Source organism: Streptomyces sp. NPDC007205, from assembly GCF_040634095.1.
In the GTDB taxonomy this organism is placed as follows: Bacteria; Actinomycetota; Actinomycetes; order Streptomycetales; family Streptomycetaceae; genus Streptomyces.
On sequence record NZ_JBEYEW010000022.1, the window covers coordinates 46,243 to 71,575 of the forward strand.

Sequence of the window (25,333 nt, forward strand, 5' to 3'; positions counted from 1 at the left end):
TGGATATAGAGGAACTGGGAGGACGACGCGACGGCTTTCGCGCATCTCACCGCGTGCCCTGCCACGCAATCGCTGAACTCCCCTTGCGAGGGCATTAGATTGACTCGCTGATGGTGGACGGAGCGGCTGGTCAGGGGGCAAGGGCGATGGACAGCGACGGGACGCAGGACACGCGGGGCACGCACGCTCACCCTGTGCCGCGCCCGGCAGAGCCGACGGATATGCCCGCGGCGCCCCGGAACGGGCCCGCTACGCCGTACAGCGGCGCGGCTCCGCCATACGGCGCCCCTGCCGTGCCGCCACGGCCGACGCACGCGCCGGACCCGCCGTCGGCCGTGCCACCCGGGTACGCCCTCCACCCGACGCAATCCCGCTCGCCCGCCGCCGAGTGGCTCGACCAGCCGCGTCCGGCCGTCGAGCCCGGCATCTGGCGCTACGGCTACCGCCTGCCCAAGGCAGCACGCCCGGGACAGCGACTGGCCCCCGTGACCATCGTCGGCTTCATCGTCCCCCTGGCGGCGGGACTGCTCCTATGGTCACTGTGGCGACACGGCACGATCCCGTACCAGTGGACGGTTCTCAAGCTGCTCACCCCTGACGACTGGTGGTGGAGCGGCACCGCGTCGCCGAAGAGCTACCAGGGCGCCGAGGCAAAGATGGTTGCCGACGGAGTGTTCTTCGCGATCCTCATCTACGTCATGGCGCGCCTGGGCAGCTGGGCGAACATCATCCGGCACGTCGTCATGCGGTGTGAGCAACCCGCTCGCGCCCTCGTCGCCGCTCTCGGGGCGCTGATCGCGCTGGCCTTCGTCTTCCCGAGCGCGTTCGGCCTCGGCTGGGACGCCCTGCCCGTCCAGGATCCGTTGTTCTCCCTGATCGTTCTGATCACCGGAGACTATGGTGTGTTCGCGTCCAAGCCGCTCACCGACGGACTGTACGCGCTCATCACCCTGCTGGTGCTGTGGCCGTTCGCCCGGGCCGGAGGCTGGTGGCCCCTCGCGAAGGAGGCGCTGGCCGCGCGGGCGCGGGCCAGGACGGCTGAGGTCCCGCAACCGGCCGTCGACCGGCGGCCGTCGCAGTGGCCGGAACTGCGCGAGGCCGGTCAGCATCAGGCCGCGGACGTTCTCGCCGCCGAGGTTGACGCCGGCCGGATGAACGACGTGGACTGCGCCAGGATCGGCCACATGTGGACTGTGGCACGTGCCCGGGCCCGGGTCTCCTCTTTCGCCGAGACAGTGCTGCGCGAGGGCGGCGCCGCATGGACCCACCCGTCCGGCGACCGTGACCTGCCCAGCCGGGCCGCCCGGCATGATCTGCTCGCCGGACAGGTGCGCATCGGGCAGTGGGTGCCAGGGGAGCGCACCCCGCTCGCCTACGGCGGGGCCGGAGCCGCTCTCGCGCCGGACACCCTGGGCACCTCGCTGCTGGCCGTCGGACCCTCCGGCTCCGGCAAGACGCGCCACCTGATCCGGCCTGTCGTCGAGTCGCTCGGACTGCAGGCGCTCGCCGGGCAGTGCGCCGTGGTCGCCGTGTGTGCGGCCGGCACTCCGCTCGGACCCGACTCGGCCTACGACGTGGTCGTACGCCTCGGCGACCCGGCGTCCGTGCACGACCTCGACCCGTACGCGGACTCCGACGACCCCGACGAGGCGGCCGTCTTTCTGGCGGAGGGGCTGGTCGGCGACCTCGACTCGGTGAGCGGTCAGCGGGCGGTGACCGCGCTCGCCCAGTTCCTCGGCCCCTACCGGGCGGCCTACGGACGCTTCCCGACGCTGCCCGTGCTGCGAGAACTGCTGGAAGGTGAGTCCTCGGCCCTTGCCGCGCTGCGCGGTGCGCTCGCCGGGGACGAGCACACCGCGATGCGCCGGGAACTGGAAGCGCGTGCCCGGCAGTCGGGCACCGCGGGCGATCCCGGACCGGTCCTCGCCGACCGGCTCGCCGTGCTGGACCGGCCGGCGTTCGCCGAGTTCTTCGGCGGGGACGGTGGGAGTGCTCGGCCGTTCTCCCTGCGTGCCGTCGCCCATCATCCGCTCCGTGTGCGCATCGACCTGCCCGACCGCGGACACGAAGAGGTGTCCCGGATCGTCACCCGGCTGCTGCTCGCCCAGTTCGGCGCCGTGGTGCCGACAGGCGAGCGGGCCCACTTCGCCTGCCTCGTCCTCGACGATGCCACCGGTGCGGTGACGGCCGAGTCCGTCCGCCGCATCCAGCGCTTGCGGTCCTGCAACGCGGCCGTGGTGCTCACTCTGCGTACGGTCGGTGACGTCCCCGAGGTACTGCACGGGCCGCTGTACGCGGCCGTGGGCTGCCGTATGGCGTTCTCCGGGGTGACCACATGGGACGGCGGCAGGTTCGCGGAAGCCTGGGGCACGCAGTGGGTGGAGACCCGGGACGTGGCTCGGCACACCGTGTTCGCGGACCAGCCGATGACACGCGCCATCCATGCCCTGCGCAAGCTGGTGACCGGCAAGGCGGTGACCACGGAGGCCGTCACCGTTCGGCAGGTGGAGCGGGAGCGTTGGTCGGCTTCCGAGTTGGCTCACGGGGTGCCGGCGGGGCATGCCGTGTTGTCGTTGACCAGTGTGCGCGGGGAGCACGCGCCGCCGTTGCTGGTGGATCTGCGGGGGTGACGGGGCCCCGGGGGACCGTACGGTGAGGCAGAATCGGCGTAGGCCGTTCGTACGTTGCGGCCAACAGGTCGCCGAAAGATCAAAAGAGCAGCAGCCGATCTCCCTCACCGTGAAGGCCCCATGCCCCCGACCCTCGCCTCGCTCGTCCACCACTCCGCGCTCAAGCTGACCGTACGCGCGGGCGAGGACCGCCTCGACGTGCCCGTCCGCTGGGCCCACGTCAGCGAGCTGGCCGACCCCGTGCCGTACATGGAGGGCGGCGAGCTGCTGCTGATCACCGCGCTCAAGTTGGACGCGGAGAACCCGGAGGCCATGCGGCGGTATGTGAAGCGCCTGGTGGGCGCCGGTGTCGTCGGGCTCGGGTTCGCCGTCGGGGTGAACTATGAAGAGATTCCCGAGGCGCTTGTCGAGGCCGCGCAGGCGGAAGGGCTGCCGCTGCTGGAGGTACCCCGCCGCACCCCCTTCCTCGCCATCAGCAAGGCCGTGTCCGCCGCCATCGCCGCCGACCAGTACCGGGCCGTCACGGCCGGCTTCGCCGCGCAGCGTGAGCTGACCAAGCAGGCGCTGAACTCCGGGCCCGAGGGGCTGCTCGGTGCGCTCGCCGCCCAGGTCGACGGGTGGGCGGCCCTGTACGACGCCTCCGGCGCCGTCGTCGCCGCCGCGCCCGAGTGGGCCGGCCGGCGGGCCGCCCGGCTGACCGCCGAGGTCGAGCGGCTGCGGGAGCGGCCCGCCCCGGCCTCCTCCGTCGTCGGCGGGCCCGATCACGAGGACCGGGTCGAGTTGCACTCCCTGGGCACGGGGCGGCGGCCGCGCGCCGCGCTGGCCGTCGGCACGGCCGCAGCCCTCGGCACCGCCGAGCGGTACGCCGTCCACTCCGCCATCGCCCTGCTCACCCTCACCACCGAACGCTCCCGCTCCCTGCACGCGGCCGAGCAGCGCATCGGTACGGCGGTGCTGCGCATGCTGCTCGCCGGTCAGCCCGACCACGCCCGTGCCGTCGCCGGGGACCTGTACGGCGGGCTGCTCGACGCGCCGTTCCGGGTGATCGTCGCCGAGTCGGTGTCCGGCTCGGCCGCACGGGCGCACGCGGACGCCCATGCCCATGCCCACGCGCGTGTGCCCGGTGCCGCCAAGCAGGCGTCCCCGGCCGCCGCTCTCGCCGCCGCCGGCACCGGCGGGGACCTGCTGGGCGGGCTGGCGGAGACCGTCGAGTCCGCCGCCGCGCGCTCCGGGGAGGCCGTACTGGTCGTACCCGAAGGGGAGCGGCTGGTGGTGCTCGCCGCCGACGGGGGCGCGGCGGTGGCCGCCTGTACGCAGTACGCGGCGGCGCTGGAGGCGGCGCGAGCCGCGCCCGAGCAGGCCGGGGGTGACGAGGAGGAGCTGGTCGTCGGCTTGTCCGCGCCGGCCGGACCGATCGCCGCCGCCGCGGCCTACAAACAAGCCGAGCAGGCGCTGTCCGTGGCCCGGCGGCGGGGGCGCGTACTGGTGGAACACGAGCAGCTGGCCGCCGGGTCGGTACTGCCGTTGCTGGCCGACGACGCGGTGAAGGCGTTCGCCGACGGGCTGCTGCGGGCGCTGCACGAGCATGACGCGACGGGGCGGGGCGATCTGGTTGCCTCCCTGCGGGCGTGGCTGTCGCGGCACGGGCAGTGGGACGCCGCCGCGGCGGATCTGGGGGTGCACCGGCACACGCTGCGGTACCGGATGCGGCGGGTCGAGGAGATCCTGGGACGGTCGCTGGACGATCCCGACGTGCGGATGGAGCTGTGGCTCGCCCTGAAGGCGACGTCGACGGAGTGACCACCCCGGGGACGCCCCTGCGTGCTCCGCCAGGCACTCGCCCACTGCCCGAGCACTGCGGGTGACCCCGCCATTCCGGCGCAGCACCCATCCCGACTGCTACGACTCGGACAAACGACCCCTGGCCGCCCCCGCCCTACCGTGGACAGCGAACCGAAACAACACCCCCAACGCGGAAGGGCCGGGACTCACGACATGACTTCCACCCATGCCTTCTGGCTTGCCGGCCGCCAGGTCACCGGCGAGGACACCTTCGACGTCACCTCCCCGTGGGACGGCCGGCTCGTCGGCAAGGTCAGTGTGCCGACCGACGCCCAGGTCGAGGAGGCCGTGGCCGCCGCGTACGCCGTGCGGGACGAGTTCGCCGCCACCCCGGCACACGTGCGCGCCGCCGCCCTGGACCACGTCAGCAAGCGGCTGGCCGAGCGCACCGAGGAGATCGCCCAGCTGATCTCCGCCGAGAACGGCAAGCCGATCAAGTGGGCCCGCGGGGAAGTCGGCCGCGCCGTCTCCGTGTTCCGGTTCGCCGCCGAGGAGGCCCGGCGGTTCAACGGCGGCGAGGCCCAGCGGCTGGACACCGACGCCGGCGGCCAGGGCCGGCTCGCCCTCACCCGCCGCTTCCCGAAGGGTGTCGTGCTCGGCATCGCGCCGTTCAACTTCCCGCTGAACCTGTGCGCCCACAAGGTCGCCCCGGCGATCGCCGCCGGTGCCCCGATCATCCTCAAGCCGGCCCCGGCCACCCCGCTGTCGGGCCTGATCCTCGGCGACCTGCTCGCCGAGACCGACCTGCCCGCCGGCTCCTGGTCGATCCTCCCGGTCACCAACGACAAGATGCCCGCCCTCGTCCAGGACGAGCGGCTGCCGGTCATCTCCTTCACCGGTTCCGAGAAGGTCGGCTACGCGATCATGGACTCGGTGCCGCGCAAGCACTGCACGCTGGAGCTGGGCGGCAACGGGGCCGCGGTCGTCCTCGGCGACTTCGCCTCCGACGCCGACCTGGACTGGGCCGCGACCCGTATCGCGACCTTCTCCAACTACCAGGGCGGCCAGTCCTGCATCTCCGTGCAGCGGGTCATCGCGGACGCCTCCGTCTACGACCGTCTGCTGCCGCGTATCGTCGCCGCCGTCGAGGCCCAGGTCACCGGTGACCCGTCCGACGCCAAGACGGACGTCGGCCCGCTGGTCAGCGAGGACGCCGCCAAGCGCGTCGAGTCGTGGGTCAAGGAGGCCGTCGAGGCCGGTGCCACGCTCCTCACCGGTGGCGACCGCGACGGCGCCTCCTACGCGCCGACCGTCCTCACCGACGTACCGGCCGGCGCCACCCTCGCCTGCGAGGAGGTCTTCGGGCCTGTCCTCACCGTGCAGAAGGTGGACGGCGAGGCCGAGGCGTTCGCCGCGGTCAACGACTCCAAGTACGGCCTTCAGGCAGGCGTGTTCACCCACGACCTGCAGGTCGCCTTCCGCGCCCACCGCGCCCTTGAGGTCGGCGGCGTGGTCATCGGCGACGTCCCGTCCTACCGCGCCGACCAGATGCCGTACGGCGGCGCCAAGCAGTCCGGCGTCGGCCGCGAGGGCGTGCGGTTCGCGATGGAGGACTACACCTACGAGCGCGTGCTGGTTCTCACCGGACTCGCGCTCTGACCTGCCACGGACAGGTCGGACAGAACGGCCGGAGCCCACTGTGCGGGGGCTCCGGCCGTTCGCATGTGCGCCCAGCCGGGGTAACCCGTTTTCTGCCTGTTGGCAAAGGATTTGATATCGGCGGTTCAAGAGTCTTGTTCTGTCCATGACTCTCCCGATGAGATGCGCCTGACCACTTCGTCCAGTTGGTTCGCCCAACTCGGGACGTCTCAGGATCTCTCAGGGGACCTACATGCACATAGCCCGTACCGGGCGCGGCGTCGCGGCGTCCGCCGCCACCGTCGCACTCGCCGCCGCCGCACTGGCGGCCACCTCCCAGGCCGGCGCCACCACCGCCGCGCCCGCCGCCGTACCGCACACCTTCGCGGCACCGGCCATCGCGGGGCACAACCTGGTCCACGGCGTGGCCAGCCCCCTTCCGACCGAGCAGTGCCAGGCCAAGTGGCACATCAACTGCTACAACCCGCTGCAGTACCGCACCGCTTACCACCTGAACCCCCTGTACAAGAAGGGGATCACCGGCAAGGGCCGCACGATCGTCATCGTCGACTCCTTCGGGTCCCCGACCGTCCAGCACGACCTGGACGTCTACAGCAAGCAGTTCGGGCTGCCCAGCACCAAGGTCAAGGTCGTCAAGTGGGGCCACGTCCCCGCGTTCGACCCCAAGAACTCCGACATGACCGGCTGGGCCGGCGAGACCACGCTGGACGTCGAGATGGCCCACGCCGTCGCGCCCGGCGCCAAGATCGTCCTGGTGGAGACGGCGGTCTCGGAGACCGAGGGGACCACCGGTCTGCCCGAGATGATGTCCGCCGAGAAGCACCTGATCGACCAGGGTGTCGGCGATGTCATCAGCCAGAGCTTCGGCGCCACCGAGAACACCTTCCCCGGCTTCGACAAGGGCGACTTCTCCAGCATCAAGAAGCTGCGGTACGCCTTCGAGGACGCCCGGCGCAAGCACGTGACCGTCCTCGCCTCCTCCGGTGACGGCGGCGCCACGGACATGAAGCTGGACGGCAAGACCTACTACAACAAGCGCGTCAACTCCTGGCCCTCGTCGGACCCGCTGGTCACCTCCATCGGCGGCACCCAGCTCCACCTGAACGACAAGGGTGAGCGCGTCAAGCCGGACAGCGTCTACAACGACAACGGCGCGGGCGGCGGCGGCCAGTCCCACGTTTTCACCCGCCCGTCCTTCCAGAACGGCGTGAAGAACGTCGTGGGCACCCGCCGCGGCACCCCGGACATCTCGATGGCCGCCGCGGTCAACGGCGGTGCCTGGGTCTACTCCAGCTACGCCCCGACGGCCACCGGCTGGGACGTCAGCGGTGGCACCAGCGAGGCCAGCCCGCTCTTCTCGGGCATCGTCGCCCTCGCCGACCAGGCGGCCGGCCACCGCGTGGGTGACATCAACGGGGCCCTGTACACCCTTCTCAAGCAGAAGAACCCGGGCATCGTCGACGTCAACGACGGCACCGACAACACCTACCAGGGTGTCAAGGGTTACAAGGCCGTCAACGGCTACGACATGGCCACCGGCGTGGGCACCCTGGACGCCCTCCGCTTCGTACCGGCCCTGGCGAAGGCAGCCGACCACAGCTGACGCTCCGCCACTCACCGGGGGAAAGCCCCCAAGACGGCCCGGGTCCCCGACCCGGGCCGTCGGCACTCCCTCCCCTCCGTGGCATGTGCTTCACTGCCCCGTCATGGACGCACATGAGGTACTCGCGGCTCTGCACCCCGTGGTCTGGTCGGACACGCAGGAGTTGCAGTGCGGGCAGGCCGGGCACCCGAGGGGGCATGTGTGCCTGACGGTGTCCGACGGGACCGGTCCGTCCGCGCTGCGCGAGGAGCTGAGCGGCTGGTACGGAGAGCCGCGCACGCTGGTCACGGGCGGGCGTGTCGATCCGGCGGCCTCCGAGCGGACCGGGCTGCCGCTGCTCGCTCCGTTCGGCGACGACGTGATCGAGATGTGCGCGTGGGCCGTCGGCGGGCGGTGGGCCGGCTGCGGTACCGCCCGCACCGGCGACGGCGTACGACCCGTCGTCGTCATCGCGGAGCGCGCCGTACCGTCGGCGGCGGGGCTGCCGGAGGACGCCTCCTGGGTGGACCGGGTCGTCGCCGTCACGGGATGGGTGGCGGACGGACCGCATGCCGTCGACTGGGCGGCGGCCGAAGCCCGGCTGGGGACCGCGCTGCCGGGCGACTACAAGCGGCTGGTCGAGCTGTTCGGGCGCGGTGCCTTCGACGGCTGGCTGCAGCTCCGTCTGCCCGGCGACCCGCACGCCGACCTCGTCGAGCACAGCGAGTGGCTGGCCCGCTGGGCCGAGGTGCACGGCAACCGGCTGTGGGAGCCGCACCGGCCGTACCCCGCTCCGGGCGGGCTGCTGAAGTGGGCGGACAGCGAGCAGGCCGACTCGTTTTACTGGCTCACCGAGGGCCCCGACCCCGACGCATGGCCCGTCCTGGCGTACGAGGACGACGGCACCGCCTACCGGTTCGACGGGTCGACCGGGGAGTACGTCCATCGCCTGCTCACCGACCCGCAGCAGCCCTTCTCGACCGCCCGGCACTTCCGCGCCCACTGGTTCCAGAGGTACTAGGCAAGGACGGTCACCCCTGTGCCGAAGTCGCAGGAACGGTAGACCAGTTCCCCCGTACCGCTCCCCGCCGGCGTCACCGCGTCGCCCGCGGTCCGCGTCCTGTCCACGCCGTCCACAGCACGGCGGGAAGCCGGACGGCGTCCACCGCGTAGGGATACGCCGAGGTCAGCACCAGCATCGTCTGCGGGTTCGCGGCGCGGGCCGCGCGCACCATCGAGGGTGCGCTCGGCGAAACCGGTGTGCCGTTCGTAGACGGCCGGGGCCTCGCCGATGACAGCGATGTCCCGGTGACCGAGGCCCGCCAGATGCTCCACGCACAGCGCGCCGGTCGCGCTCCAGTCCAGGTCCACGCAGGTCGGACCCGCTGCGTCGGCGGGCAGGCCGATCAGTACCTAGGGCTGGTCGGTCTGCCGCAGCAGCGGCAGCCGCTCGTCCTGGAGCTCGACGTCCATCAGGATCATCGCGTCGGCGAGCCCGCTGCCGGTCACCCGGTGCACCGCGTCCGGCCCCTCCTCTCCGGTGAGCAGCAGGACGTCGTAGCCGTCGTACGGGCCGTGGTGGCCACCTCGATGGCGATCTCCGTCATCACCGGCACATACATGTCGGTGCGCAGCGGGATCATCAGCGCGATGATGTCCGACCGTTTGCCGGCCAGGGCGCGGGCGCCGGCGTTGGGGCGGTAGCCCAGTTCCCTGATCTCCGCGTGGTCGAGATGCCGAACGAGCCACTGGGAAGCAGTACACACCCGAGAGCCTGGCTGCGGCAGACCTTTCGGCCGTTCGGACGCCCGAGGGGTGGTGGCATCGGCCCGTTTCGGGTACCAACGATCCAGTAGCACTGGTCGGTAACGAACGGTCCGCAATCAGCCCTCTTCGCGGCGAGGTGAGCCTCATGTCCGCCCCCACCACTCCACGCACCACCGTCACCGAGCGCGAGGCCCGTCAGGTGGCGGAGGCCGCCCGGCAACAGGACTGGCACAAGCCCAGCTTCGCCAAGGAACTGTTCCTCGGGCGCTTCCGGCTCGACCTCATCCACCCCCACCCCCTCCCGGACCCCGAGAGCGTCCGGCGCGGCGAGGAGTTCCTCGCCAAGCTGCGCGCGTTCTGCGAGTCCACGATCGACTCCGCCCGTATCGAGCGCGAGGCCCGCATCCCCGACGAGGTCGTGGCGGGCCTGAAGGAACTCGGCGCCCTCGGCATGAAGATCGACCCCGAGTACGGCGGTCTCGGCCTCACCCAGCTCTACTACAACAAGGCCCTCGCCCTGGCCGGCTCCGCGAGCCCCGCCGTCGGCGCGCTGCTCTCCGCCCACCAGTCGATCGGCGTACCGCAGCCGCTGAAGATCTTCGGCACCCAGGAACAGAAGGACGCCTTCCTGCCCCGCTGCGCCCGCACCGACATCTCCGCCTTCCTGCTCACCGAGCCGGACGTCGGCTCCGACCCGGCGCGGCTCGCCACCACGGCCGTACCGGACGGCGACGACTACGTCCTCGACGGGGTGAAGCTGTGGACCACCAACGGCGTGGTCGCCGACCTGCTCGTCGTCATGGCGCGCGTACCGAAGTCCGAGGGGCACAAGGGCGGCATCACCGCGTTCGTCGTGGAGGCGACCTCGGAGGGCGTCACCGTCGAGAACCGCAACGCCTTCATGGGCCTGCGGGGCATCGAGAACGGCGTCACCCGCTTCCACCAGGTGCGGGTCCCGGCCGCCAACCGGATCGGCCCGGAGGGTGCGGGCCTGAAGATCGCGCTCACCACCCTCAACACCGGCCGGCTCTCGCTGCCCGCGATGTGCGCCGGGTCCGGCAAGTGGTGCCTGAAGATCGCCCGCGAATGGTCGGCGGAGCGCGAGCAGTGGGGCAAGCCGGTGGCGCTGCACGAGGCCGTCGGCTCGAAGATCAGCTTCATCGCGGCCACCACCTTCGCCCTGGAGGCCGTCCTCGACCTGTCCTCGCAGATGGCCGACGAGGACCGCAACGACATCCGCATCGAGGCCGCCCTCGCCAAGCTCTACGGCTCCGAGATGGCCTGGAAGATGGCCGACGAACTGGTCCAGATCCGCGGTGGACGCGGATACGAGACCGCCGAGTCCCTCAGGGCGCGCGGCGAACGGGCGGTCCCGGCCGAGCAGATGCTGCGCGACCTGCGCATCAACCGCATCTTCGAGGGCTCGACGGAGATCATGCACCTGCTGATCGCCCGCGAGGCCGTCGACGCCCACCTCGCGGTCGCCGGCGACCTCATCGACCCCGACAAGTCCCTGTCCGAGAAGGCCAAGGCGGGCGCGAACGCGGGCGTCTTCTACGCCAAGTGGCTGCCGAAGCTGGTCGCCGGGCCCGGCCAGCTCCCCACGTCCTACGGCGAGTTCCGGCATGGCGTCGACCTGTCCGGGCATCTGCGCTACGTCGAGCGCACGGCCCGCAAACTGGCCCGCTCCACCTTCTACGCCATGTCCCGCTGGCAGGGCCGGATGGAGACCAAGCAGGGCTTCCTCGGCCGGATCGTGGACATCGGTGCCGAACTGTTCGCGATGAGCGCGGCCTGCGTCCGCGCCGAACTGCTGCGTGGCCGTGACGAACACGGCCGCGAGGCCTACCAACTGGCCGACGCCTTCTGCCGGCAGGCCCGCATCCGCGTCGAGGAGCTCTTCGGCCGGCTGTGGACCAACACCGACGCCCTCGACCGCGGTGTGGTCAAGGGCGTGCTCGGCGGTGCGTACACGTGGCTGGAGGAGGGGGTCGTCGACCCGTCGGATGACGGCCCGTGGATCGCTGACGCGACCCCCGGAGCCGCCACACGACCGAGCGAGCGTCGCCCCTACGGCGACTGAGCCGCTCCTGTGCCGGCCGGCAGTGCGCCTGGGGTCAGACTCCCCAGGTGCCCTGCTTCACGGCGCAGTTCCAGCCCGAGCCGTACAGGCTGAACTTCAGCTGGTAGGAGCGCGTGTTGAGCAGGTGCGAGGGCACCCTGAAGCCCAGGCTGGCCTTGCCCTTGAAGGTCCCCGTGTAGACGGACACCGACGTCGACGAGTTGCGGGTGATCCGGCCACCGGTCGGCTTGGCCTTGCCGAAGCGGAGGTTCTTGACGTTCGTGACGTTGAACGTGACCCTCTTGAAGCTCTGGGCCGTCTTGCTCTTGATGCCGAAGTACAGGCCCCCGTTCGTGACCCAGCCGTGCGAGTCGACGTAGAAGCGGCTCGGGTAGACGATGTTGACCGGGCAACCGGTGCCGGCCGGCGTCCGGGTGGCGGCCGATGCCGCTCCGGCGAGTCCGAGCTGAGCAGCGGTCAGAACTCCCGCGGTGGCCAGGACGGCCGCGGTCGCGCGCATACGGTTCATGGTGGTGACTCCTCCCCCTTTGGCCCTTCTTGACTGGGCCCCGACAGAGAAGGATGCCATCCCCCGGGGCCCGCCGCGCACCATTTCAGCAGTACTTGTCGCTCGGGTCCCGCGTGGTCCAGGAGCAGGAGTCGACCTTGGAGCCGCTCGCCCGGGTGAGGGTGGCCGTGTCCTTGTCGTTGTTCCAGACGTAGGCGCGGCGGCCCTGGTACTTGTCCGACGCGGTGTCCGAGCCGCGACCGGTGTGGATCTTCATGTACTTCCCGGCGCCGATCTTGACGTTCGGGAAGACGTACCGGTGGTCGGAGGCGTCCTTCAGCACCCAGCCCCCCAGCGAGACGGCCGTGCCTCCGGTGTTCCTGATCTGTACCCACTCGGCGTTCAGACTGGCGTTGGAGCGGTTGTCGCTGCCCGGACTGTCGAACCAGACGTGGTGGATCTGCACGCCCCCGGCCGCCTGGGCCGGGGTGCTGAGCAGGGTGCCGGTGAGCAGGGCCGCGCCGGCGAGGGCGGGCAGGGCGGCGCGAAGGCGCACAGTACGCATGGAGAGATCCCCCCAAGGATGTCGTCCGCGAAAGTGATGCGACTGAAGTGTTATCACATGATCTTCACCGATACTTCACAACGGGAAAATCACTCCGCCCGGTGACGAAACATGTTCACGCACCCGCCCGGGGGACGCCCTGTCCTGACCGTCATCGCTTGCGGCCACAATGGAGGGATGACCGACAGCCCCGCCCATCCGGCACCCCTCGCCGACCCGCACCTCGTCTACGACCCCCTCGCGGGCCACGGCCCCAAGGACGTGGTGATCCTCGGCTCCACCGGATCCATCGGCACCCAGGCCATCGACCTCGTGCTGCGCCACCCCGACCGCTTCCGGGTCACCGCCCTGTCCGCGAACGGCGGCCGTGTCGCCCTCCTCGCCGAGCAGGCGCACCGGCTGCGGGTGCGGACCGTCGCGGTCGCCCGCGAGGACGTCGTACCCGCCCTGCGCGAGGCGCTCGCCGCCGAGTACGGCCCCGGCGAGCCGCTCCCCGAGATCCTCGCCGGACCGGACGCCGCCACCCAGGTCGCCGCCTCCCCCTGCCACACGGTGCTGAACGGCATCACCGGCTCCATCGGCCTCGCCCCCACCCTCGCCGCCCTGGAGGCCGGCCGCACCCTCGCGCTCGCCAACAAGGAGTCGCTGATCGTCGGCGGCCCGCTGGTCAAGGCGCTCGCCAAGCCCGGCCAGATCATCCCGGTCGACTCCGAGCACGCCGCCCTCTTCCAGGCGCTGGCGGCGGGCACCCGGGCCGACGTCCGCAGGCTGGTGGTGACGGCCTCCGGCGGCCCCTTCCGCGGCCGGACGAAGGCCGAGCTGGCGAACGTCACGGTCGAGGACGCCCTCGCCCACCCCACCTGGGCCATGGGCCCGGTGATCACGATCAACTCCGCGACCCTCGTCAACAAGGGCCTGGAGGTCATCGAGGCGCACCTCCTCTACGACATTCCCTTCGACCGCATTGAGGTGGTCGTGCATCCCCAGTCGTATGTTCACTCGATGGTCGAGTTCACCGACGGATCCACGATCGCCCAGGCGACGCCCCCCGACATGCGGGGGCCCATCGCCATCGGGCTGGGCTGGCCCGAACGCGTCCCCGACGCCGCGCCCGCCTTCGACTGGAGCACGGCCTCCACCTGGGATTTCTTCCCGCTGGACAACGAGGCCTTCCCCTCGGTGAACCTCGCCCGGCACGTGGGGCGGCTCGCGGGGACCGCCCCGGCGGTGTTCAATGCGGCCAACGAGGAGTGCGTCGAGGCCTTCCGCAGCGGCGCGCTGCCCTTCAACGGGATTATGGAAACCGTCACCCGGGTCGTCGAGGAGCACGGCACCCCGGACACGGGAACTTCACTCACGGTGTCGGACGTCCTCGAAGCGGAGACCTGGGCACGAGCCCGGGCCCGTGAACTGACTGCCACGACGGCGACCGCGGAGGCGCGTGCATGACGACCTTGATGTTCATCCTCGGCATAGTGGTCTTCGTGGTCGGCCTGCTGGTCTCGATCGCGTGGCACGAGCTGGGGCACCTGTCCACGGCCAAGCTCTTCGGCATCCGCGTCCCGCAGTACATGGTCGGCTTCGGCCCGACCGTCTGGTCGCGGAAGAAGGGCGAGACCGAGTACGGCATCAAGGGCATCCCGCTCGGCGGTTACATCCGCATGATCGGTATGTTCCCGCCCGACGACCAGGGCCGCGTCTCCGCCCGCTCCACCTCCCCGTGGCGCGGCATGATCGAGGACGCCCGCTCGGCGGCTTTCGAGGAGCTCCAGCCGGGCGACGAGACGCGCATGTTCTACACGCGCAAGCCGTGGAAGCGCGTCATCGTCATGTTCGCGGGCCCGTTCATGAACCTGATCCTCGCGATCGGCCTGTTCTTCACGGTCCTGATGGGCTTCGGCATCCAGCAGCAGACCACCACCGTGGCCTCGGTCTCGCCGTGCTCCATCGACCAGAGCCAGCACCGCGACACCTGCAAGAAGTCCGACCCGGTGTCCCCGGCGGCGCAGGCCGGCATGAAGCCGCACGACAGGATCGTCTCCTTCGACGGCGTGCCGACCAAGAACTGGAACACGCTCTCGGACCTCATCCGCGACAGCGCCGGCAAGCAGGTCGCGATCGTCGTCGACCGCAAGGGCCAGGAGCTGACCCTGCACACGACGATCGCGACGAACAGGGTCGCCAAGAAGGACTCCAGCGGCCAGTACGTCCAGGGCAAGTACGTCGAGGCCGGCTTCCTCGGCTTCAGCGCCGCCACCGGCGTCGTCCACCAGGACTTCGGCCAGTCCGTGACCTGGATGACCGACCGGGTCGGCGACGCCGTCGACTCCCTCGCCGCCCTGCCCGGCAAGATCCCCGCCCTGTGGGACGCCACCTTCGGCAACGGCCCGCGCGAGCCGGACTCCCCGATGGGCATCGTCGGCGCGGCCCGGGTCACCGGCGAGATCGCCACCCTCGACATCCCTGCCTCCCAGCAGGTCGCAGGGTTCGTCATGCTCCTCGCCGGCTTCAACCTCTCCCTCTTCCTGTTCAACATGCTCCCGCTGCTCCCGCTCGACGGCGGGCACATCGCGGGCGCCCTGTGGGAGGCCCTGCGGCGAAACCTGGCCAGGGTGCTGCGCCGCCCGGACCCCGGTCCGTTCGACGTGGCGAAGCTGATGCCGGTGGCTTATGTGGTGGCCGGGATCTTCGTCTGCTTCACCTTGCTCGTCCTGGCGGCCGATATCGTCAATCCCGTCAAGATCAGCTGATACTCCAGCAGATCGACGGCTTCTCAGGGGCGGCCTCGCACGGGCCGCCCCTGCGTCCTTTCTGCGCGGCTATGTCCGCCCCTCATTGTGATCACGTTGTTTCCGCCTGCGGCGCTGCTTAGGTCTCGTTCGACCATTCATTTTTGTGCAGGTCTCGGCGTTCCTCACCACAGGCCAGTACCAGGCCCGTACCCAGGATGAACGGGTCCGCGCGGCCCAGCTGATCGACAGCGGCGGCCCTCAGGTCAAGTCCGCGGCCCGGATCGCGCCCTGAAAGGCCCTAAGGAACGGCGCAGTCGCCCAGCAATCCAAAACCGGGGCTGCTGCCGGGCTCGGTGCGGGAAAGCCCGGGGTGGCCGCTGCCGGGGCAGCTCATCGCGGAAACCGGAGATGACGGAGCTGATCTGGCGCATCAGAACCGTGTGCGATCAGTCCGCATGTTCGATTCGGCACGGGCCACCCGCGGTCACCTTCGGCACCAGCCGATCACCGCGGACGCCTGCCACACCCTGGTGCTCCGGCTGACACCGATGACCGGCACGTTCCTGGCGTCGGCCCTACGCCGAGAAGGTGAGGGTGAAGGGCGCCGGCAAGGGCGCGACAGCGATCCGGATGTGCGCCCCGTAGGTGTCGGCCGGCTCCCGGGCCGGCCGTAGGGTGGTGCCGCATCGACGCCGAAACCCGCCCAGTGGCGTTCGGCCACGGGCCGGGCATGGAGATCGACCAGAGATCCTGCTCCTCCGGGCCCCACACCATGCCCGGCCCTGTGCGACGGGACGCCATCGGGTGGACCCTTGGGACGCCGCGTGCCTCCGTTCACGTCCGTGCCGTAATCTCGGAGCTCGGAGCCCGCTGCTGACGGGACCGGGCCTTGATCCACGACTTGGGGTTGCACAGCAGATGACTGCGATTTCTCTTGGCATGCCGTCCGTTCCGACCAAGCTCGCCGAGCGCCGGAAGAGCCGGCAGATCCAGGTCGGAAGCGTGGCGGTCGGCGGAGACGCCCCCGTCTCGGTCCAGTCGATGACCACGACCCGTACGTCCGACATCGGCGCCACCCTCCAGCAGATCGCCGAGCTGACCGCGTCCGGCTGCCAGATCGTCCGTGTGGCCTGCCCCACCCAGGACGACGCCGACGCCCTCGCGACCATCGCCAAGAAGTCCCAGATCCCGGTCATCGCGGACATCCACTTCCAGCCCAAGTACGTCTTCGCCGCCATCGAGGCCGGCTGCGCCGCGGTCCGCGTCAACCCCGGCAACATCAAGCAGTTCGACGACAAGGTCAAGGAGATCGCCAAGGCCGCCAAGGACCACGGCACCCCGATCCGCATCGGCGTCAACGCGGGCTCCCTGGACAGGCGCCTCCTCCAGAAGTACGGCAAGGCGACCCCCGAGGCCCTGGTCGAGTCGGCCCTGTGGGAGGCGTCCCTCTTCGAGGAGCACGACTTCCGGGACATCAAGATCTCGGTGAAGCACAACGACCCGGTGATCATGATCGAGGCGTACAAGCAGCTGGCGGCGCAGTGCGACTACCCGCTGCACCTGGGTGTCACGGAGGCCGGCCCGGCGTTCCAGGGCACGATCAAGTCGGCGGTCGCCTTCGGTGCCCTGCTGTCCCAGGGAATCGGCGACACGATCCGCGTGTCCCTGTCCGCGCCCCCCGCCGAGGAGGTCAAGGTCGGCCTCCAGATCCTCCAGTCGCTCGGCCTGCGCCAGCGCGGCCTGGAGATCGTCTCCTGCCCCTCCTGCGGCCGGGCCCAGGTCGACGTCTACAAGCTGGCGGAGGAGGTCACGGCGGGCCTGACGGGCATGGACGTACCCCTCCGCGTGGCTGTCATGGGCTGTGTGGTCAACGGTCCCGGCGAGGCCCGCGAGGCCGACCTCGGCGTCGCCTCCGGCAACGGCAAGGGCCAGATCTTCGTCAAGGGCGAGGTCATCAAGACGGTCCCCGAGTCCAAGATCGTCGAGACCCTCATCGAGGAGGCCATGAAGCTGGCCGAGCAGATGCAGGACGAGGGCGTGGAGTCGGGCGAGCCGTCGGTGTCGGTGTCCGGCTGACCCCTCCGACCGTCGTGTGAGTCCCGTCACCGCTCGGTGGCGGGACTCACGTGTACCTCCGCCCAGACGGATTTGCCGGGCTGTCGCGTCGTGACACCCCACTTGTCGGAGAGCGCCTCGACCAGCAGCAGCCCGCGGCCGGACTCATCCTGCGGAACCCGCACCTCGGGCAGTCGCTCGGTACGGGTGTCGGAGACCTCCAGGCGCAGGGTGCCGGCCGACTCGGTGAGCTGGAGGCGGAAGTCCCGACCAGGTACGTGCCCGTGCCGTACGGCGTTCGCGGCGAGCTCGGCGGCGATCAGCGTGACGGCTTCATTGACGGGGCCGTCGTAGGGGTGCCCCCACTCGTCCAGCCGGTGCGAGACGAGCCGCCGGGCGAGACGTGCGCCGCGCGGGGTGGAGGTGAAGCGCATGGCGAATTCGTGGGTGGAGATTTCTGACTTCATACCGTTCACGCTCCCGCACGCTCAGTAACGTTGAACAGCGGCAGCACCATGACTGTTCATGCGTTGTACGAGCGTGGGGTGCCGCTGTACGCGGGCGCGCCGTGACCGACGGTGGCGCGAGGGCATTGGGGGTGTACGTGAGCGAGGAAGTACAGGCGGAGCAAGAAGCGCCGGAGGTCGAGCCGGATTCGGTTGTCCCGCTCCTCTTCGGGCGGCTGTTGAAGCGGCTGCGGACACAGGCGGGCATGGAACGTGCCGAACTCGGTTCCCGTACGGGGTACTCAGGGGCGACCATCGCCTCGTACGAGCAGGGAAGGCGCATTCCGAACGCGAAGTTCATCATGCAGGCCGACGAGGGGCTGAACGCGCGCGGGATGCTGGTTGAGTTCATCGAGGACATGGAGAAGGCGCAGTATCCGGCGTTCTTCCAGGATGCGGCGGCTCTGGAGAAGAAGGCCGTCGAGCTGCACGTGTTCGCTACGAAGGCGATCCCGGGTCTCCTCCAGACGGAGGACTACGCGTTTGCGGTGTGCAGGATGTGGCGTCCACTCCTGGACGAGGAGACTGTGCAAAAGCGGGTCGCGGCCCGTCTGGCCCGGCAGGACATCTTTGCCCAACCGGTGTTCCCGACCATCAGCTTCGTGATCGAGGAGCACCTGCTGCGCCGACCGCTGGGCGGACAGGCGGTGATGCGTGGGCAGTTGGAGCAAATCCTGCTCCACGGGCAGCGCCGTAACGTCGAAATCCAGGTGATGCCGACGGCTCGCGAGGCGCACGCTGGAATTGAAGGCCCGTTCACCTTGATCGAAACGAAGAACGGGCGCAGGATCGCCTATGTGGAGGCCTACAAGAGCAGCCGCCTCTACACCGATCGTGAGACGGTCAGGGAACTGGAGCAGCAGTACGGCGTCCTGCGCGCTCAGGCCCTGACACCGAGCGAATCACTGGCCCTCGTAGAGAAGTTGCTGGGAGAGACATGAAGGTCGAAGAGTCATCCGAGCTGGCGTGGTTCAAGAGCAGCTACAGCACAGGGTCGGGCGGCGAATGCGTAGAGGTCGCCACCAGCCCCACCAGCATCCACGTACGCGACTCCAAGCAGAACCCCACCACCGCCCCCACCCTCGCGGTACCGCCCGCGGCCTGGGAGGCGTTCCTCAGGCTTACGCACTCCTGAACGGAACTTTACCGTCCCTTTGGTGCCGCTCCCGATTGCGAACTCGTCCTGCTCACTAGGGTTTCGGGCTGGTGTGCAGATTGACGGGGAGGGGCGCGGCACCATGGGTGACCAGGGCGGCAGCGGCGGCGACGGCAAGATACTCGACATCAAGATGGCCGATCTGAAGCAGACGGCTCCGCATTTCCACACGCACAGTACCGATCTCACCAAGGCGCTGACCAAGCTCAAGACGGCGCTCGCGGCGGCCGGTTCGCCATGGGGTGACGACAAGCAGGGCAAGGAGTTCCACAAGGTCTACGACCCGAACGTCACGAAGATCGAGAAGGCCGCGTCCATCCTCGCGCAGGGCCTCGCCAGCATCGAGAAGGCGATGACCGACATGGCGGACGGCCACATCGACAACGAGCAACTCGTGCGCTCGATGTTCAGCAGGATCCAGGTGGAGCACGACGGCCACGGCGAGGGTGGGGGCCAGCCGAAGTGAGCGCGGCCGACAAGGCGAAGCAGATCGTCCAGGACCTCACCGGCATGTGGTGGCCGGCGGCCGACGAGGACGGGCTGCGGGACGCGGCCAAGGCCTGGCGGGCCTTCGCCGATGACATCGAAGACGTACTGGCCGCGGCGAACAAGTCGGCCCGCGGCATCATCGACAACAACAAGGGCGAGGCGATCTCCGCCTTCGACGACCCGTACTGGCGCCGCTACTACTACAACGGCCACGGCTGGCTCAAGGACATGGCCGACGCCGCCCGGGGCATGGCCAAGGCGCTGGACAAGTACGCCGACGTCGTGCACAAGGCGGTCAAGCAGCTGGAACACGAGCTGGAGATCGTCGGCGCGACCATCGTCGCCGGCACCGCGCTCGCCATCTTCACGGCCGGTATCTCCGAAGGCGCGGCAGCGGCGGCCACCGCGAGCATCGTGGAACTCGCCGGGACCCTGGGCGTCGAGGTCTCCACCGAGGTCGCCACGATCGCGGGCACCACCCTGGCCACGGCCGCGTTCGGCGGCGTCGAGTCCGTCGCCGTCGACCTGGCCGTCACCCAGCCGGTCGCCATCGCCACCGGCGAGAGCAAGGGCTTCAGCCTCGACGAGGCGAGCGACGCGGCGACGACCGGCATGGTCTTCGGCGGCATGTTCGGCGGCGGGGGAGCCCTCGCCAAGGCGGCAGGCGAGGCAGGCGGCTTCCGCGCCCTCTTCGACGGCGTCTCCATTCCCGGCGCCCGCGCCCTGCCCAGCGAACTCGACGGGCTGGGCTCCGGGCTGCGCACCGGCGAGGAGGTCGCGGCGGGTGACGCGCGCAGCGCGGCCCGCGAGGCCGTGGGCGAGGATCCGGAGGGCGTGGCGGAGAACCCGAAGAACAAGGTCTGCGATGACAACACCGACCCGGTCGACCTGGTCACCGGCAAGATGTACCTGCCGCAGACGGATGTCGTACTCCCCGGCACCCTGCCCCTGGTCTTCACCCGCCGCGTGGAGTCCGGCTACCGGCTGGGCCACTGGTTCGGCCCGTCCTGGTCCTCGACGGTCGACCAGCACCTGGCGATCGACGCCGAGGGGATCGTCTTCGTCACGGAGGACGGCCGCCTCCTGACCTACTCCCACCCCGAGCCCGGCGCACCCACGCTCCCCACCCACGGCAGCAGCCGCTGGCCGTTGTCCCGCGTGGACGACGGCTACACGATCACGGATCCCGTCTCCGGCCGCGTCTGGCACTTCGCCGACCAGACCGAAGACCGGGCGGTCCTGGAACAGATAGACGACCGCAACGACAACTGGCTGACCTTCGAGTACACCGCCGAAGGCACCCCGCTCGCGATCGCCTCCTCCGCCGGCTACCGCCTGAAGATCACGACGGCCGGCGACCGGATCACGGCCCTGCACCTGGCGGGCGCGGCCAAGGACGGCACCGACCAGGAGATCAAGCGCTACGGCTACTCCGCCGAAGGCCACCTGACGGAGGTCATCAACAGCTCAGGCCTGCCCCTGTGCTTCGGCTACGACGACCGCGGCCGGGTGGTGTCCTGGACGGACACGAACGACCGCAGCTACACCTACGAGTACGACGACCGGGACCGCTGCATAGCCGAGAGCGGCTCCCACGGCCACATGGCCCTGCGCCTCTCCTACGACGACACGGACCCGGCGACCGGCCACCGCGTCACCACCACGGTGACGGGAGAGGGCCACACCCGCCGCTACCTGATCAACGCCAACAGCCAGGTCGTCACGGAGATCGACCCCCTGGGCGCGGCCACCCACTTCGCCCGCGACCGTTGCAACCGCCTGCTGTCCGTCACGGACCCCCTGGGCCACACCACGACGTATCGCTACGACGACGAGGGCAACCTCACGTCGATCACTCGCCCGGACGGCCGAGAGACGAGGGCGGAGTACAACGCACTCGGCCTGCCGGTGAAGGTGATCGGCACGGACGGCAACACCCACCGCACCGCCTACGACGACCGGGGCAACCGCACGTCGGTGACAGACCCGGCGGCCCAGACGACCCGTTTCACCTATACGCAAGCCGGCCACCTGACGTCGGTGACGGACCCGCTGGGCAACACGACGACGGTGATCTGCGACCGCGCCGGCCTCCCGATCGAGGTGACCGACCCGCTGGGCGCGGTCACCCGCTACACCCGGGACGCCTTCGGCCGCCCGATCGCGATCACAGACCCCACCGGCGCGACGACGCACCTGGAATGGACGGTGGAAGGCTATCTGGCGCGTCGCACGGCCCCGGACGGCGCGACGAAGACGTGGACCTATGACGGCGAGGGCAACTGCACGAGGCACACAGATCCCGTCGGCGGCGTCTCCCTCTTCGAATACACCCACTTCGACCTGCTTGCCGCCCGCACGGGCCCGGACGGCGCCCGCTACACATTCGACCACGACACCGAGCTCCGCCTGACAAAGGTCACCAATCCACAGGGTCTGACGTGGGAGTACGCCTACGACCCGGTCGGCCAGCTGGTGACGGAGAAGGACTTCGACGATCGCACGCTGACGTACGAGTACGACGCGGCGGGTCGCCTGGTCTCATGCCGGAACGCCCTCGGCGAGGTGACGTCTTTCGAACGCGACGCCCTGGGCCGTATCACCACGAAGAACGCCGCCGGCGACCTCACCACGTACGCCTACGACTTCACCGATCATCTGGCCCAGGCCACGGGGCCGGACGGCACGACAGTGACGTTGCTGCGCGACCGCTACGGCCGCCTGCACTCGGAGACGGTCAATGGCCGGACAGTGACGTACGCCTACGACACCTTGGGTCGCCGTATCTCTCGCACCACCCCCACCGGAGCTCAGAGCACCTGGGAGTACGATGCGGCGGGCCACCGCACCCGGCTGACCACCAACGGCCGCACGATTGACTTCGCCTATGACGAAGCGGGCGGTGAACTGACCCGCCACATCGGTGAGACGGTCACCCTCGGACAGACTTTCGACCCCCTGGGTCGCCTGACGACGCAAGCGGTGACCGGCGCAGCGGGCCGCCTGCTGCAGAGCAGGGCGTACACCTACCGCGCCGACGGCAACCTGACCGCCATCGACGACCATCTCTCCGGCACCCGCCGCTTCGACCTGGACGCGACGGGCAGGGTGACGGCGGTCCACGCGACAGGCTGGACGGAACGGTACGCGTACGACGACGCAGGCAACCAAACGACAGCAAGCTGGCCGGCAAAGCACCCGGGCCAGGAAGCGACCGGTCCCCGCACCTACACGGGCACTCGGATCACCCGAGCCGGCCACGTCCGCTACGAACACGACGTGCTCGGCCGCATCACGCTCCGCCAGAAGACCCGCCTGTCGAGGAAGCCGGACACCTGGCACTACGAGTGGGGCGCTGAGGACCGCCTGACGTCGGTCATCACCCCGGACGGCACCCGCTGGCGCTACGCCTACGACCCTCTGGGTCGCCGCATAGCGAAGCTCCGCATGGCGGAGGACGGCGAAACGGTGCTGGAAAGGGTGGACTTCACCTGGGACGGCACCACCCTCTGCGAACAGACAACGACCTCACCGAACCTCACGAATGCGGTTACCCTCACCTGGGACCACCAGGGCCTACGCCCTCTGGCTCAAACAGAGCGCATCATGGCGGCCCACGCCCCGCAAGAGGAGATCGACTCCCGCTTCTTCGCCATCATTACCGACCTGGTCGGCACTCCCAGCGAACTCATCGACGAGCAGGGTGACATCGCCTGGCACACCCGCAGCACTCTCTGGGGAACGACGGCGTGGACCGTGAACAGCACTGCCTACACGCCTCTGCGCTTCCCGGGCCAGTACTACGACCCCGAAACCGGCCTCCACTACAACTACTTCCGTCACTACGACCCCGAAACTGCGCGCTATCTCACGCCCGACCCGCTTGGGCTCACCCCTGCTCCGAACCCCGTCACCTACGTTCACAACCCTCACACCTGGGCCGACCCACTCGGTCTGACTCCCTGCGACGACGAGATCCTTCCCGAAGGCTATACGCCATCTCCAGCGTTGGAGAAGGACCCATATCATCCGGATATGGTGGGGAAGCGGAGGGACGCGAACGCAGAACTCTTTGCTGCGACCCCGGCGGACAGGGCTGCCGACCTCGGGTACACCCGCAGGATTTCACCTCAGAAAGCTCCCTTTAATTCCCACGGGCAAGAGGTATTTTCCAACGGGAAGAACTACATTACGCCGGACGTCGACGGTCACAACGTCTCCGACGGCTGGAAGATGTTCAACAAGAAGGGGCAGAGGGTTGGCACCTACGACCCAGATCTCAACTACCTCAAGAAGTGACGCATTCTCTATTCAAGTCGTCTCCGTGCCACAGCCCGCCGAAGCCGCGGCAGGCGCTGGCGCGGTTGGCCGCATTACGGTGCGAGACTTCGGGGAGAATTTTCCGATGGATCTGACCTATTGGGGTGTGGAACAGTACCAAGCCAGCTGGATCCGGGCGTTGAAGGTTCTCGAACGGGCGGAGTATGCCGTATCGTGCCTTGTTTCATCCATCACGGATCCGGCGAACAGCAACTTTATCTTCTGTTGGCCCCTCTACCGGTCGGGAAGCGTCGTCTACGTCCAGAACTCGATTATTTTCCTCGAAGAAATCGCAGATGATTTCACGCCGAACGAGCCTTGGCGTTTCGTGGAACCGCGTTCCACGATCGATGAAGATGGGCATGAGATCTCTGAGTGGCAGACGACCATCGACGAAGTCAGGGAGTTCCTCCGGTCGGTGCAGTCTTCGGCCGGGTAGGTCGACGCCACGCTTCCTGTGGCACGCGCCTTGGCCCCTACTGGCCTGATGTACTCGACCCGCATGCAGGGCCGACGGATGCGCGACGCCGACGGGGTGTTCACGCGAGGCTCGCCCTCGATGTCGTCCTGCTGAGCCGTCCGCACCACGAAGCGCCTCACAACCCCTCGGGGTACAGTTCCGGGACCAGCAGAACCCCAGGGTGAGGCCCCCCTACGTGTTGACCCAGACCACCTCTCGGGTGCTCGAACCGAGCGACCTCGACGCCGCGCTCGCCGTCCTCGGCCGCGAGCCGGTGACGAACGCCTTCGTGGCGGCCCGGGTCCAGGTCGCCGGGCTGGACCCGTGGCGCCTGGGCGGGGAGATGTGGGGCTGGTACGAGGACGGCATGCTCACGTCCCTCTGCTATGCGGGCGCCAACCTGGTCCCGGTCTGTGCCACCCCGCGCGCCGTCCGCGCCTTCGCGGACCGGGCGAGGAGGGCCGGCCGGCGCTGCTCGTCCATCGTCGGCCCCGCCGACCCCACCGCCGCGCTGTGGCGCCTGCTGGAACCCCACTGGGGCCCCGCCCGCGAGGTCCGCGCCCACCAGCCGCTGATGGTCACCGACCGCATGCCCGCCGACATCGCCCCGGACCCCTATGTCCGCCGCGTCCGCAAGGACGAAATGGACACGATCATGCCGGCGTGCGTGGCGATGTTCACGGAAGAGGTCGGGGTATCGCCGATGGCGGGTGACGGCGGGCTGCTGTACCAGGCCCGTGTCGCCGAACTCGTCGGCGCCGGCCGCTCCTTCGCCCGCCTCGACGAGCACGGCAGGGTCGCCTTCAAGGCGGAGATCGGCGCGGCGACCAGCCAGGCCTGCCAGATCCAGGGTGTGTGGGTGGCCCCCGAGTACAGGGGGAGGGGACTCGCCGCCCCCGGCATGGCGGCCGTCCTGCGGTATGCGCTCGCCGACGTGGCCCCGGTGGTGAGCCTGTACGTGAACGACTTCAACACGGCGGCGCGGCGGACGTACCGCAGGGTGGGCTTCCAAGAGGTGGGCGCCTTCATGAGTGTGCTGTTCTGAAGCCCTGTACACCCC

19 protein-coding genes and 1 pseudogene are annotated in these 25,333 nt (G+C 69.7%); 16 read left to right on the plus strand and 4 right to left on the minus strand.

The features are described 5' to 3' along the window. Nucleotides 1-146 precede the first annotated feature (146 nt). From ABZ624_RS29365 to ABZ624_RS29385, 5 genes are all read left to right on the plus strand, one after another. Entirely contained in the window at nucleotides 147-2,630 is a 2,484-nt protein-coding gene (locus tag ABZ624_RS29365) for an ATP/GTP-binding protein (protein WP_360095361.1), read from the plus strand. A 120-nt stretch (nucleotides 2,631-2,750) separates the two neighbouring features. Further along, on the plus strand, nucleotides 2,751-4,430 hold the full coding sequence (locus ABZ624_RS29370; protein WP_360095364.1) for a PucR family transcriptional regulator: 1,680 nt from the start codon (nucleotides 2,751-2,753) through the stop codon (nucleotides 4,428-4,430). Between the two features lie 195 nt (nucleotides 4,431-4,625). After that, the gene (locus ABZ624_RS29375) at nucleotides 4,626-6,071 is read left to right on the plus strand and encodes an aldehyde dehydrogenase family protein (protein ID WP_360095367.1); all 1,446 of its coding nucleotides are present in this window, start codon (nucleotides 4,626-4,628) and stop codon (nucleotides 6,069-6,071) included. A gap of 232 nt (nucleotides 6,072-6,303) precedes the next feature. Then, the gene (locus ABZ624_RS29380; protein ID WP_360095370.1) at nucleotides 6,304-7,674 is read left to right on the plus strand and encodes a S53 family peptidase; all 1,371 of its coding nucleotides are present in this window, start codon (nucleotides 6,304-6,306) and stop codon (nucleotides 7,672-7,674) included. 103 nt (nucleotides 7,675-7,777) lie between these two features. Next, nucleotides 7,778-8,674, plus strand: coding sequence for an SMI1/KNR4 family protein (locus ABZ624_RS29385; protein WP_360095373.1), 897 nt, complete (start codon nucleotides 7,778-7,780; stop codon nucleotides 8,672-8,674). A 209-nt stretch (nucleotides 8,675-8,883) separates the two neighbouring features. On the opposite strand, the pseudogene ABZ624_RS29390 reads toward ABZ624_RS29385, so the two are convergent. Beyond that, a pseudogene (locus tag ABZ624_RS29390) lies at nucleotides 8,884-9,371 on the minus strand (LacI family DNA-binding transcriptional regulator); the annotation flags it as partial. A gap of 194 nt (nucleotides 9,372-9,565) precedes the next feature. Here ABZ624_RS29390 and ABZ624_RS29395 point away from each other — a divergent pair. Then, on the plus strand, nucleotides 9,566-11,503 hold the full coding sequence (locus ABZ624_RS29395) for an acyl-CoA dehydrogenase family protein (protein ID WP_360095376.1): 1,938 nt from the start codon (nucleotides 9,566-9,568) through the stop codon (nucleotides 11,501-11,503). Between the two features lie 34 nt (nucleotides 11,504-11,537). Here the strand turns inward: ABZ624_RS29395 and ABZ624_RS29400 are convergent, their stop codons facing one another. Next, complete coding sequence (locus ABZ624_RS29400; RefSeq protein ID WP_360095379.1) at nucleotides 11,538-12,011, minus strand: hypothetical protein; 474 nt, start codon at nucleotides 12,009-12,011, stop codon at nucleotides 11,538-11,540. A gap of 85 nt (nucleotides 12,012-12,096) precedes the next feature. Beyond that, complete coding sequence (locus ABZ624_RS29405) at nucleotides 12,097-12,555, minus strand: lamin tail domain-containing protein (RefSeq protein ID WP_360095382.1); 459 nt, start codon at nucleotides 12,553-12,555, stop codon at nucleotides 12,097-12,099. Nucleotides 12,556-12,732: 177 nt separating this feature from the next. Here ABZ624_RS29405 and dxr point away from each other — a divergent pair, with 177 nt between their 5' ends. The 4 genes from dxr to ispG all read left to right on the plus strand — a co-directional run bounded on the left by dxr (nucleotide 12,733) and on the right by ispG (nucleotide 17,363). Next, nucleotides 12,733-14,004 (plus strand): 1-deoxy-D-xylulose-5-phosphate reductoisomerase, encoded by a 1,272-nt coding sequence (gene dxr, locus ABZ624_RS29410; protein WP_360095385.1) that lies wholly within the window; start codon nucleotides 12,733-12,735, stop codon nucleotides 14,002-14,004. A gap of 8 nt (nucleotides 14,005-14,012) precedes the next feature. Further along, a complete protein-coding gene (locus ABZ624_RS29415) occupies nucleotides 14,013-15,305 on the plus strand; it encodes a site-2 protease family protein (protein WP_360095528.1) in 1,293 nt (430 codons plus the stop codon). A 145-nt stretch (nucleotides 15,306-15,450) separates the two neighbouring features. Next, the gene (locus tag ABZ624_RS29420) at nucleotides 15,451-15,579 is read left to right on the plus strand and encodes an ALF repeat-containing protein (protein ID WP_360095388.1); all 129 of its coding nucleotides are present in this window, start codon (nucleotides 15,451-15,453) and stop codon (nucleotides 15,577-15,579) included. A 626-nt stretch (nucleotides 15,580-16,205) separates the two neighbouring features. Beyond that, nucleotides 16,206-17,363, plus strand: a complete 1,158-nt coding sequence (ispG, locus tag ABZ624_RS29425; RefSeq protein WP_360095391.1) for a flavodoxin-dependent (E)-4-hydroxy-3-methylbut-2-enyl-diphosphate synthase — start codon at nucleotides 16,206-16,208, stop codon at nucleotides 17,361-17,363. 26 nt (nucleotides 17,364-17,389) lie between these two features. On the opposite strand, the gene ABZ624_RS29430 is transcribed toward ispG, so the two are convergent. Further along, entirely contained in the window at nucleotides 17,390-17,809 is a 420-nt protein-coding gene (locus tag ABZ624_RS29430; RefSeq protein WP_360095394.1) for an ATP-binding protein, read from the minus strand. Between the two features lie 137 nt (nucleotides 17,810-17,946). On the opposite strand from ABZ624_RS29430, the gene ABZ624_RS29435 reads away from it, so the two are divergent. From ABZ624_RS29435 to ABZ624_RS29460, 6 genes are all read left to right on the plus strand, one after another. Beyond that, on the plus strand, nucleotides 17,947-18,789 hold the full coding sequence (locus tag ABZ624_RS29435; RefSeq protein ID WP_360095397.1) for a helix-turn-helix transcriptional regulator: 843 nt from the start codon (nucleotides 17,947-17,949) through the stop codon (nucleotides 18,787-18,789). Next, entirely contained in the window at nucleotides 18,786-18,983 is a 198-nt protein-coding gene (locus ABZ624_RS29440; protein WP_360095400.1) for a DUF397 domain-containing protein, read from the plus strand. Before ABZ624_RS29435 ends, ABZ624_RS29440 begins: the two co-directional genes overlap by 4 nt. Nucleotides 18,984-19,086: 103 nt before the next feature. Continuing rightward, nucleotides 19,087-19,470: a hypothetical protein gene (locus ABZ624_RS29445; RefSeq protein WP_360095531.1), complete on the plus strand. Its 384-nt coding sequence runs from the start codon at nucleotides 19,087-19,089 to the stop codon at nucleotides 19,468-19,470. Further along, complete coding sequence (locus ABZ624_RS29450) at nucleotides 19,467-23,792, plus strand: DUF6531 domain-containing protein (protein WP_360095403.1); 4,326 nt, start codon at nucleotides 19,467-19,469, stop codon at nucleotides 23,790-23,792. Before ABZ624_RS29445 ends, ABZ624_RS29450 begins: the two co-directional genes overlap by 4 nt. Nucleotides 23,793-23,898: 106 nt before the next feature. Then, nucleotides 23,899-24,252, plus strand: coding sequence for a hypothetical protein (locus ABZ624_RS29455; RefSeq protein WP_360095406.1), 354 nt, complete (start codon nucleotides 23,899-23,901; stop codon nucleotides 24,250-24,252). Between the two features lie 217 nt (nucleotides 24,253-24,469). Beyond that, nucleotides 24,470-25,318, plus strand: coding sequence for a GNAT family N-acetyltransferase (locus tag ABZ624_RS29460; protein ID WP_360095409.1), 849 nt, complete (start codon nucleotides 24,470-24,472; stop codon nucleotides 25,316-25,318). Nucleotides 25,319-25,333 lie beyond the last annotated feature (15 nt).

What these genes read in the sequence shown, in the direction of transcription:
- ABZ624_RS29365 (WP_360095361.1), top strand. Translation starts at nt 147, where the DNA reads ATGGACAGCGACGGGACGCAGGACACGCGGGGCACGCACGCTCACCCT.
- ABZ624_RS29370 (WP_360095364.1), top strand. Translation starts at nt 2,751, where the DNA reads ATGCCCCCGACCCTCGCCTCGCTCGTCCACCACTCCGCGCTCAAGCTG.
- ABZ624_RS29375 (WP_360095367.1), top strand. Translation starts at nt 4,626, where the DNA reads ATGACTTCCACCCATGCCTTCTGGCTTGCCGGCCGCCAGGTCACCGGC.
- ABZ624_RS29380 (WP_360095370.1), top strand. Translation starts at nt 6,304, where the DNA reads ATGCACATAGCCCGTACCGGGCGCGGCGTCGCGGCGTCCGCCGCCACC.
- ABZ624_RS29385 (WP_360095373.1), top strand. Translation starts at nt 7,778, where the DNA reads ATGGACGCACATGAGGTACTCGCGGCTCTGCACCCCGTGGTCTGGTCG.
- ABZ624_RS29395 (WP_360095376.1), top strand. Translation starts at nt 9,566, where the DNA reads ATGTCCGCCCCCACCACTCCACGCACCACCGTCACCGAGCGCGAGGCC.
- ABZ624_RS29400 (WP_360095379.1), bottom strand. Translation starts at nt 12,011, where the DNA reads ATGAACCGTATGCGCGCGACCGCGGCCGTCCTGGCCACCGCGGGAGTT.
- ABZ624_RS29405 (WP_360095382.1), bottom strand. Translation starts at nt 12,555, where the DNA reads ATGCGTACTGTGCGCCTTCGCGCCGCCCTGCCCGCCCTCGCCGGCGCG.
- dxr (WP_360095385.1), top strand. Translation starts at nt 12,733, where the DNA reads ATGACCGACAGCCCCGCCCATCCGGCACCCCTCGCCGACCCGCACCTC.
- ABZ624_RS29415 (WP_360095528.1), top strand. Translation starts at nt 14,013, where the DNA reads ATGTTCATCCTCGGCATAGTGGTCTTCGTGGTCGGCCTGCTGGTCTCG.
- ispG (WP_360095391.1), top strand. Translation starts at nt 16,206, where the DNA reads ATGACTGCGATTTCTCTTGGCATGCCGTCCGTTCCGACCAAGCTCGCC.
- ABZ624_RS29430 (WP_360095394.1), bottom strand. Translation starts at nt 17,809, where the DNA reads ATGAAGTCAGAAATCTCCACCCACGAATTCGCCATGCGCTTCACCTCC.
- ABZ624_RS29440 (WP_360095400.1), top strand. Translation starts at nt 18,786, where the DNA reads ATGAAGGTCGAAGAGTCATCCGAGCTGGCGTGGTTCAAGAGCAGCTAC.
- ABZ624_RS29445 (WP_360095531.1), top strand. Translation starts at nt 19,087, where the DNA reads ATGGGTGACCAGGGCGGCAGCGGCGGCGACGGCAAGATACTCGACATC.
- ABZ624_RS29455 (WP_360095406.1), top strand. Translation starts at nt 23,899, where the DNA reads ATGGATCTGACCTATTGGGGTGTGGAACAGTACCAAGCCAGCTGGATC.